The 12049-nt window shown below is 67.4% G+C and carries 11 protein-coding genes; 2 read left to right on the top strand and 9 right to left on the bottom strand.

Annotated elements, in window-relative coordinates; genetic code table 11:
• Nucleotides 1-41: 41 nt before the first annotated feature.
• The 6 genes from AC5P8C_RS16575 to glnA all read right to left on the bottom strand — a co-directional run bounded on the left by AC5P8C_RS16575 (nt 42) and on the right by glnA (nt 6205).
• Entirely contained in the window at nt 42-356 is a 315-nt protein-coding gene (locus AC5P8C_RS16575; protein ID WP_019661934.1) for a hypothetical protein, read from the bottom strand.
• An 84-nt stretch (nt 357-440) separates the two neighbouring features.
• Nucleotides 441-1616 (bottom strand): murein transglycosylase A, encoded by a 1176-nt coding sequence (gene mltA, locus AC5P8C_RS16570; RefSeq protein WP_026347252.1) that lies wholly within the window; start codon nt 1614-1616, stop codon nt 441-443.
• A 67-nt stretch (nt 1617-1683) separates the two neighbouring features.
• Nucleotides 1684-2430 carry an N-acetylmuramoyl-L-alanine amidase gene (locus AC5P8C_RS16565; RefSeq protein WP_019661936.1) on the bottom strand — a complete coding sequence of 249 codons (747 nt, stop codon included), beginning with the start codon at nt 2428-2430 and terminating at the stop codon, nt 1684-1686.
• Between the two features lie 221 nt (nt 2431-2651).
• Nucleotides 2652-4088, bottom strand: a complete 1437-nt coding sequence (amt, locus tag AC5P8C_RS16560; protein WP_019661937.1) for an ammonium transporter — start codon at nt 4086-4088, stop codon at nt 2652-2654.
• A 22-nt stretch (nt 4089-4110) separates the two neighbouring features.
• Complete coding sequence (locus tag AC5P8C_RS16555) at nt 4111-4449, bottom strand: P-II family nitrogen regulator (RefSeq protein ID WP_004134334.1); 339 nt, start codon at nt 4447-4449, stop codon at nt 4111-4113.
• Between the two features lie 346 nt (nt 4450-4795).
• A complete protein-coding gene (gene glnA / locus AC5P8C_RS16550) occupies nt 4796-6205 on the bottom strand; it encodes a type I glutamate--ammonia ligase (RefSeq protein WP_019661939.1) in 1410 nt (469 codons plus the stop codon).
• A 224-nt stretch (nt 6206-6429) separates the two neighbouring features.
• Between glnA and AC5P8C_RS16545 the strand changes: the two genes are divergently transcribed.
• Both AC5P8C_RS16545 and AC5P8C_RS16540 read left to right on the top strand, forming a co-directional pair.
• Complete coding sequence (locus tag AC5P8C_RS16545) at nt 6430-7224, top strand: undecaprenyl-diphosphate phosphatase (protein ID WP_026347253.1); 795 nt, start codon at nt 6430-6432, stop codon at nt 7222-7224.
• A 73-nt stretch (nt 7225-7297) separates the two neighbouring features.
• Nucleotides 7298-8125, top strand: coding sequence for an META and DUF4377 domain-containing protein (locus tag AC5P8C_RS16540; protein ID WP_019661940.1), 828 nt, complete (start codon nt 7298-7300; stop codon nt 8123-8125).
• 155 nt (nt 8126-8280) lie between these two features.
• Here the strand turns inward: AC5P8C_RS16540 and AC5P8C_RS16535 are convergent, their stop codons facing one another.
• The 3 genes from AC5P8C_RS16535 to AC5P8C_RS16525 are packed head-to-tail and all read right to left on the bottom strand — an operon-like array spanning nt 8281 to nt 12015.
• Nucleotides 8281-8889, bottom strand: coding sequence for a YbhB/YbcL family Raf kinase inhibitor-like protein (locus AC5P8C_RS16535; RefSeq protein WP_019661941.1), 609 nt, complete (start codon nt 8887-8889; stop codon nt 8281-8283).
• 10 nt (nt 8890-8899) lie between these two features.
• Nucleotides 8900-10969: a tetratricopeptide repeat protein gene (locus tag AC5P8C_RS16530; protein WP_026347254.1), complete on the bottom strand. Its 2070-nt coding sequence runs from the start codon at nt 10967-10969 to the stop codon at nt 8900-8902.
• 56 nt (nt 10970-11025) lie between these two features.
• Nucleotides 11026-12015 (bottom strand): YheT family hydrolase, encoded by a 990-nt coding sequence (locus AC5P8C_RS16525; protein WP_026347255.1) that lies wholly within the window; start codon nt 12013-12015, stop codon nt 11026-11028.
• Nucleotides 12016-12049 lie beyond the last annotated feature (34 nt).

The raw sequence follows: 12049 nt of genomic DNA, 5'->3' as shown, positions 1-12049 counted from the left end.
TCGAGCAAAGCTCGGCGCTACAAGGGCGGGAGCCGGGGGGATTACACCGGGTAGCCGGTGGCTTCCCGTGCCTTCTTCCAGGCGGCTTCGAATTCACGCGCGGAGATTTCGTCGTCCTCGTCGAAATCCAGGAACGACACCGGCTGGTCGGCCAGCAGGAAGCGGTCGTCGCTGTGGGCATGCTCGTCGGCCCAGACCATCCTGGTGCCGTAGATTTCCACCTGCCGCACGATCTTCTCGCCGCGCGCTTCCATCAGCACGTTGCCCTTGCCCAGGCCCGATTCGGCCCAGTGCTTGTAGTACTTCTTTGCGGCGGACTTCGCGCCGGGTTTTGCGTTGTGCTTTGAGTAGGTCATTGCAGGAGCCCTGGCCGCTGGCGCGGCCGGAAAGTGCGGAATGGCGCCATTATCGCCCGACCTCGCAGCGCGCAGGTGGGCGCTTCAGCGGGCCGGCGCTGGCAACGCCACGCCCTTCGGCCACAACATCCAGATGTTGCCCTTCTGCTTCATGTCGCCGGCCAGCTTGCCGGCGGCTTCGCCGCTGCCCCAGTACAGGTCGGCGCGCACTTCGCCGGCTATGGCACCGCCAGTGTCCTGCGCGGCCACCGGGCGCACCACCGGGCTGCCGTCCGGGCGCGTGGTGGACAGCCACAGCAGGCTGCCCAGCGGTACCACGGTGCGATCCACCGCCACGCTGTAGCCGGCGGTGAGCGGTACGTTCAGTGAACCACGCGGACCTTCCGGGCTGTCCGGAGTGCGCACGAAGAACACGTAGCTGGGGTTGCTGCGCAGCAGTTCCGGCACGCGCGCGGGATGGGCCCGGGCCCAGGCGCGGATCGCGTCCATGGTGACGTCTTCCTTCTTCAGCTGGCCCTGGTCCACCAGCCAGCGACCGATCGCGCGATAGGGGTGGCCGTTCTGCTCGGCATAGGCCAGCCGCACCTGCGTGCCATCAGCCAGGCGCACGCGGCCGGACCCTTGGATCTGCAGCAGCTGCAGGTCCATCGGGTCGGTCAGCCAGGCCAGCACCGGCGCCTTTACGCCTTTGGCGGCGATGGTGCCGGCATCGTCATAGGGCTTGAGCACCTTGCCCTCAACCCGCCCGCGCAGGCGCTTGCCCTTCAGTTCCGGGTAGAGGCTGTCCAGCTGCACCACGATCAGATCATCCGGCGTGCCGTACACCGGCACCGTGGCCTTATCGGTACGGGTAAGGCTGCCGGGGTAGATCGGCTCGTAGTAACCGGTGATCAATCCGTCGGCCTGACGGCCACCGGCACGCAGCGCATAGGCATCGAGGTCGCGCTGCAGGAACTGGCGGATCGCGGCCGGGTCCTTGTCTGACACGGCTGCGGCGGTGGCACAGGGCTTGGCCCAGGCGGCGTCGTTCTTCAGGCGGGTGCAGCTGCTGCGCCAGGCAACGAAGCCGGCCTGCAAATCGCTGTTTGAGACCGCTGGCAGGGCTTTCCAGTCGACCTTGGCGTAGGTGGCCGCCGGCGGTGAGGTCGCCGTGGGCGCCTCGGAACCCGTGCGGGGAGCAGTGGTGGCGCAACCGGCGAGCACCGCCGCTGCCAACAGGGTCCAGTGCTTGCGCTTGAAGAAGGTAGCGGAATCGATCATGCCGCCATGGTGGCGGGCCGGCCGCTGGGCGGCAACCCGGCGCGGGGTCAAGCGTTCATGCGCGGAGTCACGGCATCTGCAGCAGCAAGGAATGCAGGATGCGGGCGTCCTCGGCATCCAGCGTCTTGGGCAGGTCGTCGCGGCCACGGAAACGGCGGTGGAAGGCGGCGACGGTGGCTTCTCGGTTGTCCAGTGGATAGCCGAAGCGGGCCAGCGCATTCCACGCGTCGAAGCCTTCCGGTGCCGCGCCGTCGGCCGCGCGCGGCCACACGCCGAAGCCGGCCTCGGCCAGCTGTTGCCACGGGAAGAAGCGGCTCGGATCCTGCTTGCGCGTCGGTGCCAGGTCGGCGTGGGCGATCACCTGGCGCGGCGGGATGTTCAGGCGGGTGGTGAGGTCACGCAGCAGCACGATCAGCGATTCGATCTGCGCCGCACTGAACGGGCTGCGGCCATCGTTGTCGAGCTCGATGCCGATCGAGGCCGAGTTGAGATCGGTGATGGTGCCCCATCGCCCGGCGCCGGCATGCCAGGCACGGCGCTCATCGGCGACGAGCTGGTAGCGATGGCCATCGGCGCCGATCAGGTAGTGCGCGCTGACCGGTCCACCGCTGTTGGCGGTACGCAGCGTATGCAGGCTCTGCTGCACCGATTTCTGCTCGGTGTGGTGGATGACGATGATGACCGGCGTGCGCGCGTTCTGGTTGGGCGAAGGCACCCAGGTGGCGAGCGGGTTGCGCGTTTCCCGTGGCGTGGAAGCGCAGGCGGCCAGCAACAGGCAGGCCGAGAGCATCAGTGTGGTGCGGATCGGAGGCATGGCCTGATTGTGCGCGATCTGGCGCTAGGGTGCATGTCACAAGAAAGATTCGGTAGATCCACGCCATGCGTGGATGCGCCACTCCGGCCGTGCCAGCCAACGGTCGGCACCCACCAGAGCAGACCCGGACCCTGTGCCAAGCAAGCTTGGCACCTACCAGAACCAAGACAGGGGAAGTGCCGACCAACGGTCGGCACCCACCACGTCAGTACGCCGCTACCTCAGGCCTCGTAGGCAGACTCGCCGTGCGAAGTCACATCCAGGCCAGTGCGCTCTGCTTCTTCGGTCACGCGCAGGCCCACCACGACCTTTACCAGCAGCAGGATGACCGCGGTCACCACCGCCGACCACAGCACGGTCAGGCCGACGCTGACCACCTGCACCCACACCTGGTGGCCGATATCCAGATCGGCCTTGGTGCCGCCCAGCGACTGCGCGCTGAACACGCCGGTGAGGATCGCGCCGACGATGCCGCCGACACCATGCACACCGAACACGTCGGCGGTGTCGTCCACCTTCAGCAGGCGCTTGAGGCCGGTCACGCCCCACACGCAGATCACGCCGGCGACGAAGCCGATCACGATCGCGCCAAGCGGGCCGACCGTGCCACAGGCCGGGGTGATGCCGACCAGGCCGGCCACCGCACCCGAGGCTGCACCCAGCGCCGACGGCTTGCCCTTGCCGATCGCTTCCACCAGGGTCCAGCCGAGCACGGCGGCGGCGGTGGCCAGCACGGTATTGAGGAAGGCCAGCGAGGCCACCGTATCGGCCGCAGCGGCGGAACCGGCGTTGAAGCCGAACCAGCCTACCCACAGCAGCATCGCGCCGATGTAGGTAAACGGTACGTTGTGCGGCTTCAGCGCGGTCTGGCCGTAGCCCAGGCGCTTGCCGACGAGCCACGCGCCGACCAGGCCGGCCACGCCCGCATTGATGTGGACCACGGTGCCACCGGCGAAGTCGATCGCGCCCAGTTCACCCAGGTAGCCGCCGCCCCAGACGATGTGCGCCATCGGGATGTAGCTGAGGGTGAACCACAGTGCCGAGAACAGCAGTACCGCACGGAACTTGATGCGCTCGGCGAAGGCACCGACGATCAGCGCGGTGGTGATGCCGGCGAAGGTCGACTGGAAGGCGACGAACAGGTAATCCGGCAGGCCCTTGATCGGCGTATTGCCCACCGAGTCCGGAGTGAAGCCCTTGAGGAAGGCGAATTCGGTGAACGAGCCGAAGAACGGATTGCCGGCGCTGAACACCGCACTGTAGCCATAGGCCACCCACAGCAGCAGCACCAGCGAGAACACCACCAGGATCTGGCTGAGCACCGACAGCACGTTCTTCGAACGCACCAGGCCGCCATAGAACAGGGCCAGGCCTGGAACCACCATCAACAGCACCAGCAGGGTGGAGGTGAGCATCCAGGCGACGTCGCCACGATCATAGGCAGCGGCCGCTTCGGCCACGGCCGGCGCGGCGGCGGTGGCGGTGGCGGCCGGATCGTGCAGCGGCTCGACCGCCACGGTTTCGCTCGGCAGCGGCGACACCTGTGCCTGGGCGTGGGCGCTGCCCGGCCAGGCACCAGCGGCCAGCGCGCTGAGCAGCATCAACAGGCACACCAGATGGAACCGGGCTTGCCACCCGGTGAGAAGGCGCATCTTCATGGGGGAGTCTCCGGAAGGGGGCTTACAGCGCGTCGGCGCCGATTTCGCCGGTGCGGATGCGGATGACCTGCTCGACAGCGGTCACGAAGATCTTGCCGTCACCGATCTTGCCGGTGCCGGCAGACGACTGGATCGCTTCGATCACCGCGTCGGCACGTTCGTCGGTGACGACGGTTTCGATCTTGATCTTGGGCAGGAAGTCGACAACGTACTCGGCACCGCGATACAGCTCGGTGTGGCCCTTCTGGCGACCGAAACCTTTCACTTCGGTCACGGTGATGCCCGACACGCCTGCATCGGACAGGGCCTCGCGGACCTCGTCGAGCTTGAACGGTCGGATGATGGCGGAGATCAGTTTCATGCGCATGTCCCGAGGGTGGATGGGGCCAGCGCGCCAGCGCGCGTTGGCATCAGGCAACCACGGGTCATCAGGATGATGACCGTGGCTGTTGCACCGGACACGTACAGGGCCGGGACGGCCGTGCCTCTCTCCTTGCACGACCGACGCGGGAGGGAGGGCGGCCCTGGTCGCGTATCCGGTCTTTCTCTTGCCCCTGGATAAGCGGGCCAAAGGCCCGCGTTCCAATGCAGCGGACTGACAGTCCGCTCTACAACGGCGGGCCTGCGGCCGCCTTGCGGCTCCCCAGCCGCGAGAACGGAAGCGATGGCGGCGGGTGGGAGGGGAAGCCCACCGCCATCGCATCCGGTCAGCTGGCGTAGTACAGCTGGTATTCCAGCGGGTGGGTGGCCGCGCGGAACTTGGTCACTTCCTGCATCTTCAGCGCGATGTAGCCGTCGATGAAGTCATCGCTCATCACGCCACCGGCCTTCAGGAACTCGCGGTCCTTGTCCAGCGCTTCCAGCGCCTGGTCCAGCGAGGAGCAGACCTGCGGGATCAGCTTCTCTTCCTCCGGCGGCAGGTCGTACAGGTCCTTGTCGCTCGGTGCGCCCGGGTCGATCTGGTTCTTGATGCCGTCCAGGCCGGCCATCATCAGCGCGGTGAAGGTCAGGTAGCCGGACTGGATCGGGTCGGGGAAGCGCATTTCGATGCGGCGCGCCTTCGGATTGGACACCCACGGAATGCGGCACGAGGCCGAACGGTTGCGGGCCGAGTAGGCCAGCATCACCGGCGCTTCGAAGCCCGGCACCAGGCGCTTGTAGCTGTTGGTGCCCGAGTTGGCGAAGGCATTGATGGCCTTGGCGTGCTTGAAGATGCCGCCGATGTACCACAGCGCCAGCTGGCTCAGGCCACCGTAGCCGTCACCGGAGAACAGGTTGGTGCCGCCCTTGGACAGCGACTGGTGCACATGCATGCCGCTGCCGTTGTCACCGACGATCGGCTTGGGCATGAAGGTGACAGTCTTGCCGTTGCGATGCGCGACGTTCTTGATGACGTACTTCATGCGCAGCAGCTCGTCGGCCTTCTGCACCAGGGTGCTGAACTTGGTGCCGATCTCGCACTGGCCGGCGGTGGCCACTTCGTGATGCTGCACTTCCACTTCGATGCCGACCTGTTCGAGGGTCTTGCACATCTCGGCGCGCAGGTCGTGCAGGGTGTCGGTCGGCGGAACCGGGAAGTAGCCGCCCTTCACGCCGGGACGGTAGCCGCTGTTGGCGCCGTCATACTTGGCGCCGCTGTTCCATGCCGCTTCTTCCGAGTCGACCTTGAAGAAGGTGTTGCCCATTTCGTTGGCGAAACGGACCGAGTCGAAGATGAAGAATTCCGGCTCCGGGCCGAAGAACGCGGTTTCGGCGATGCCGGAGGACTTCAGGTAGGCCTCGGCACGCTTGGCGATGCCGCGCGGGCAGCGGCCATAGGCCTGCATGGTGGCCGGATCGAGGATGTCACAGCTGATCACCAGGGTCGGATCGGCGTAGAACGGATCGACGTAGGCGCTGGACGGGTCCGGCAGCAGCACCATGTCCGATTCGTTGATGCCCTTCCAGCCGGCGATCGAGCTGCCGTCGAACATCTTGCCTTCTTCGAACAGCGACGGCTCGACGATGCTGACCGGGAAGGTGACGTGCTGCTCGACGCCACGCATGTCCACGAAACGCAGATCGACGAATTCGATCTGGTTGTCCTTGATCAGCTTCTCAACGTTTTCAACGGACATCGGTACGACCTCGGATGGGGATGAATGCCTGCTGAGGTACAGCAATGACCGTGCCAACTTTTTGCGACCCGCAAGTCGTTGATTTCCCTAAGCCCGCCCCGCACCGGTGCGGAACAGCGCGCACCAAACGGGTGCAGTCGGCAGCAGGCGCACCCGTTTGGTGCAGCAGGGATCGTCTATCCTCTCGACCTTCTTCCTTCCTGCCGCGCGTGCCCGCACCGTCCATGTCCGACCTGCTCTCTGCCCTGCTGCTGGGCATCCTCGAAGGCTTGACCGAATTCCTGCCGATCTCCAGCACCGGCCATCTGCTCATTGCCCAGCACTGGCTGGGTGCCCGCTCGGACTTCTTCAACATCGTCATCCAGGCCGGCGCGATCGTCGCGGTGGTGCTGGTGTTCCGCCAGCGCCTGCTGCAGCTGGCCACCGGCTTCAACCAGCGTGAGAACCGGGAGTATGTATTCAAGCTGGGGGCTGCGTTCCTGGTCACCGCCGTGGTCGGCCTGGTGGTACGCAAAGCCGGCTGGTCGCTGCCGGAGACGGTCAGTCCTGTGGCCTGGGCGCTGATCATCGGCGGTGTCTGGATGCTGCTGGTGGAGGCCTACACCGCGCGCCTGCCCGACCGCGACCAGGTGACCTGGACAGTGGCGATCGGCGTGGGCCTGGCGCAGGTCGTGGCCGGCGTGTTCCCCGGTACCTCGCGCTCGGCCTCGGCGATCTTCCTGGCCATGCTGCTGGGCCTGAGCCGTCGCGCCGCTGCCGCCGAGTTCGTGTTCCTGGTCGGCATTCCCACCATGTTCGCCGCCAGCGCCTACACCTTCCTGGAAATGGCCAAGGCCGGGCAGCTGGGCAGCGAGAACTGGACCGAGGTGGGCGTGGCCTTCCTTGCCGCGGCCGTCACCGGCTTCGTCGTAGTGAAGTGGCTGATGGGCTACATCAAGTCGCACAGGTTCACGGCCTTCGCCCTCTACCGCATCGCGCTGGGCGCGGCGCTGCTGCTGTGGTTGCCCTCCGGCAGCTGAACAGCACCAGGGCACGGTAACCCCAATGCCGGCCCCACCCCGTTTCCCCCACGGTTCCCCAAGGAGAATCACCATGAACCGCAAGCTCACCCTGCTCCTCCCGCTGGCCCTGATGGCCGCGTGCAGCCAGACCCCGGCCCCGGCCGGCACGGGCGGCGATGACGTGGCCCCGGCCGCGGCCAAGGCAGCGGACCAGCAGACGCTGGCGCATCTGGACGCGCAGCGCCTGCAGAGCCAGCACTGGCTGCTGCAGCAGGCCACCGGCGCCGACGGCAAGCGCATCGACGCGCTGTTCGCCCGCCAGGACAAGCCGGTCACCCTCGACTTCGCTGACGGCCGCCTGTCGGTCAGCAACACCTGCAACCGCATGGGCGGTGGTTACACCTTCGACGCTGGCAAGCTGGCCGTCAGCGCGATGGCCTCGACCATGATGGCCTGCACCGACAAGGCGCTGATGGCGCTGGACGAGGCCGTGTCGAGCCGCCTGCAGGGCGAACTGAAGGCCGAGCAGGACGCTGATGGCAAGCTGACCCTGACCACCGCCAAGGGCGACACGCTGGTCTTCAACCCGGAACCGACCGCTGAAACCCGTTACGGCGGCGCCGGCGAAACCGTGTTCCTGGAAGTGGCCGCGAAGACCGAGAAGTGCTCGCACCCGCTGATCCCGGACTACCAGTGCCTGCAGGTGCGTGAAGTGAAGTTCGACGACAAGGGCCTGAAGCAGGGCGAGCCGGGCAAGTTCGAGAACTTCTACGGCACCATCGAGGGCTACACCCACGAAGACGGCGTGCGCAACGTGGTGCGCGTGAAGCGCTACGAGGTGAAGAACCCGCCGGCCGATGCGCCGTCGCAGGCGTACGTGCTGGACATGGTGGTCGAGTCGGCCATCGAGAAGAAATAAAACGATGGAAGGGCGGCCGAGAGGCCGCCCTTCTTCGTTGTGCGTTGTAGAGCCGAGCCCATGCTCGGCTGCTGTCTATCGGGAAAAGCAGCCGAGCATGGCTCGACGCTACCGAAAGCAACGCCGGCCCGCGGCCGGCGCTACCGGGGTTGCGGTTACAGCGCCGGGTTCAACGTGTAGGTGCCGTGCAGTGCGGCTTCGGCCAGCACGTGGCCGTGCATGGCGCGGTACGCGTCGGCGGCGCTGAAGCGCCGCGGCAGGTCCAGCGACGCCACGTCCAGCGCGAATACCCGGAAGAAGTAGCGGTGCATGCGCTCGTCGTTGAACGGCGGATACGGGCCGTCATAGCCCAGGTAATCACCGGCCATGTCCGGGTTGCCCGCAAACCAGCCGGTGAAGTCGTTCAGGCCCTGGCGGCTGCCGGCCGGACCGGCCGGGGTGGGCTTTCCCTTCACCACGAAGCCGTCGCTGCAGCTGCCAGCGGCGATCTCCTGCACCGTGGCCGGGATATCGGCCATCACCCAGTGCACGAAATCGCAGCGCGGCTGGTCGCGCGGCACGCTCATGTCGCTGCGGCCAACCGTCTCCGGCACGGTCGGTACGTCCGGGTCCACGCATACCAGCAGGAACGAACGGGTGCCGGCCGGCGCCCCGCTCCAGGCCAGGTGCGGGTTGCGGTCCGGGGCGAAACCGTTGGCGTCGCCGGCGGCGAACTCACGATCAATCGGTGCGCCATTGGTCAGGCTGTTACTGGTCAGCTGCATCAGGATCTCCTCACTCTTCCGGGTAACCCAGGCGCACCGCAACCGGGGTGAGCTGGGCGAAGGCGGCGCTCATCACGTCGCGGTAGTTGCGCCAGTGGCCGGGCGGGAAGCGCGGCGCGCCCAACTGCGCCGCCGGCGGCATCGGCCGCTCGAACAGGCGGCCCAGCAGTTCGGCCATCGCCTGCGGATCGTTGCCGACCTGGTCGATGCGCAGCAGCACGTGGGGGTACAGGTCTTCCTCATGCAGCGTGGCAATCTGGTTCAGCGCGCGGGTCAGCCATTCACTGGCTTCGGCCAGCGAGGTCATCGCCAGCGGCGCGGCGGCACCGTAGGCCACCCAGTCCAGCAGCATGTCGCGCGGATCACGCAGCACCAGCACCAGTCGCCCCTGCGGCAGCTGCGGGCGCAACGCCCACAGCAGGGCGTTGTCCCACCACAGCAGCCAGTCGATGACGGTATCGCTCTGCAGGCCACGCGCCGGCAGCTGTTCGCGCCAACGCTGCACCAGCCGCTCCGGCGTCAGTACGCCCGAAGCGAGATCCTGCAGCGTGTTGTAGTTCTGGAACGCATCGTCGGGCGGGTTGCTGGTGTAGCGGTCGCTGCGCAGCACCGGGCTGGCGGCCGCCAGGCCGGTCGCCACGCGCTCCACGCCCGAGCCCGGCGCGCCCCAGAGGAAGATCGGCGCGGAACTGGTGTTGCCGTCAATCTCACCCTTCTCCGGCCAGCTTGGCGGAGACTTGGCCTGCGGTGGCAGCGGCAGGCGTTGCGGGGCCTGGTCGGCCTGCAGCGACAGCCAGGTACGCAGGGCCTCCTGCGGCTGGCCGGCACGGTCCTGGATCTCGCCCATCCAGGTGCGCAGATCGGCGCGATGCGCTTCCGGCGCCTGCTCGACCAGCGCCTGCACGCGGGCCACTGCAGCAGGCGGATCACGCTGCAGCAACCCTTCAACCAGGCGGGTTTCGCCACTGACACGCCCCGGTTCAATGCTGACGATACGCTCGGCAATGGCTTCGGCCTGCTCGTGCTCGCCCACCATGTCGTGCAGGCGCAGGCGTGCTTCCAGCGCCGGCAGGTGGCCCGGCATGGCGTCCATCCAGCGTTCAACGGTCGCCGCGGCAGCGGGGCTGCCAACTTCTTCCACGGCCAGGCGCGCCAGCCACAGATCATGCAGCTGCGGGTGCTGCTCCAGGGCAGCGTCGAGGCGTGCACGCGCCTCGTCTTCGCGGCCAAGGCGCTGCCAGGACATCAGCAGCAGCTGCAGCAGCTGGCGGTCATCGGGGATCGCTTCCAGCAAGGGCAGCAGATGGTCCAGCGCCTGCAGCGGCTGGCCGTTGCGCAACGCCAGCTCACCGGCCAGGCGCCGCATCGCCGGCACGTCCAGCTCCGGCTGCCGCAGGGCCACCTCCATGGCTTCGGCCGCCGCCGGCACGTTGCCCTGGCGCAGCGCCAGCTGCACCACAAGGCCATGCAGCGAGCTGATGGCCGGGTTCAGTTCCAGCACGCGGCGGAACGCCTGCTCGGCGAATGCCAGCATGTCCTTGCCAAGGTAGGCAAAGCCCAGCGCATAGAGCACGCGGGTGTCATTCGGCTGGGCCTTGTTGGCTGCCGACAGCAGCACCAGCGCACGGTCCGGGTCATCGCGGCGCAGCGCGATCATGCCGTCGATGGTCAGCAGCTCGGGGTGGTCCGGCTCCACGCGCGAGGCCAGGGTGGACAGGCGTTGTGCCTCGTCGAAGTCATTGCGGCCAACCGCCAGGTGCGCCTGCATCAGGTAGGCGGCGAAGGAATTCGGGTCGAGGCCGGTGGTGCGCGCCAGTGCCTCGTCCGCGCCTTGGTACTGGCGCAGGGCAAGCAGCAGGCCAGCGTGCTGCAGGTGCAGCTGGGCATCATCGGGGGCCAGCTGCAATGCCTGCTGCAGGGCCTCCATGGCATCTTCGGCCTTGCCCTGCTGCTGCAGCGCAAGCGCCAGCCAGCGGTGGGCCCCGGCCTGGCCGGGTTCGTCACGGGTCCACGCCTGGGCCAGCTGCACGGCCTGGTCGGCCTGGTTCTGGCGCAACGCTTGGATGATCTGGTCTTGCATGGCGGTCCGGTTCGAGTGCAAACCCGCATTGTAGCGGTCCACGCGCCGGTGCCGGTTCAGCCCGCCAGCACCCGCTGCAGGCGCTGCGCCACCCACCGTTCGGAGAAGCCGTCGCCCCGCCAGTTTTCCAGGAAACCGCAGTGGCCTCCCCAGCAGGCGGTCTCCAGGCGCGCGTGGCGCGGCAGCTGCCAGTCGCTGAAGGTCGCATAGGGAATCACCGGGTCGTCCTGCGCCATCAGGATGTCGGCCGGCACCTGCAGGGCCGACAGGCGGTCACCGGCAATCGAGTAGCCATCGAAATAGGCCTGCAGCGAGCCAAAGCTGGTATGCCGTTCAACCAACCAGGCGGTCAGCGCACGGATATCCAGCTTCAACACGCGGTCGTCGCAGTCGCTCAGCTCGGGGAACAGATCGCGCTTGCGGCGCAGCGAGCCGGCCCATTTGCGTCGGAAGTACCAATCGTACATTGCCGGACCATTCTCGATGCTCTCCATGGTCAGCCCCGGGTCCAGCACCGGGCACACCGAGGCCACGCGCAGCAGCGGCACGCCGGCGGCCGGCGCGCGCAGGGCCAGGCGCAGCACGAAATTGCCGCCCAGTGAGTAGCCGGCCGCCACCAGCGGCAGCTGCGGCCAGCGCTGGGCGATGTCTCCTGCGGCATGCACCACTTCATCGATCAGGTTGGAGTGGAAGATGCCGGGGTTCAGGTGATGGGTGTTGCCGTGGTCGCGGAAGTTCAGGCGCACGACATCGAAACCCTGTTCGATCATGCGCGCGGCCGCCATGCGCATGTAGCTGGATTCGGCACTGCCCTCCCAGCCATGCAGCAGCAGGGCCATGCCCTTGGGTTCGCGGCCTTCGACATGGCTGTGCCAGCCCTGCAGGCGCACGCCATCGCCGCCGTCGAGGATCAGCTCTTCGCTGACCGCGCCGGTGGCCGCCAGCAGCAGCAGGCCGCGCTGCAGGCGCATGCGGCTGGAGCTGAGCATCGACTGCAGGTGCGGGTTGCGCAGCCAGCGCGGCGGCTGGTAGTCAGCCGCATGCAACGTCGGCGTCCCGGCGTCCAGGACAGGTGGCGGA

This window comes from Stenotrophomonas sp. YJH_SMC_46, from assembly GCF_059370315.1.
This window is presented reverse-complemented; position numbering and strand designations above follow the sequence as displayed.